General features: G+C 53.1%; 1 protein-coding gene. It reads right to left on the reverse strand.

Going from position 1 to position 288, the window contains the following annotated elements; genetic code table 11:
- Window positions 1–273: HlyD family secretion protein (locus tag JYB63_RS22915; protein ID WP_343207489.1), on the reverse strand; the 273-nt coding region annotated here is incomplete at its 3' end.
- Window positions 274–288: the final 15 nt, after the last annotated feature.

Genomic DNA, 288 nt, shown 5'->3' on the forward strand with positions numbered 1-288 from the left:
CGCGCGAACGATAATATCGCCAGTGGCATCTATGTTTTGCCGCTCCTTTTGCAGCTCGTAGCGCTGCAGCTCCATCTGGTAAATCTGGTTGTCGAATTCGGCAGCCTGGATATGGATCTGGCTTTCCAGCGCGGTGATCTGCAGCGCATTCTGTTCGTTCTGGCCGGACAGGCCCAGCAGGTTGTTCTGCTGCTGGTAATACAGCGCCACCTGGTTGGTGAGCTGATCCTTATTGATCAGCCCTTTGGTCTGATAGTGCCGGTAGTTCTCCATGTTTTCCTTCATGAT

Origin of the sequence: Aliamphritea spongicola (genome assembly GCF_017051665.1) — a bacterium.
Lineage (GTDB): Bacteria > Pseudomonadota > Gammaproteobacteria > Pseudomonadales > Balneatricaceae > Amphritea > Amphritea spongicola.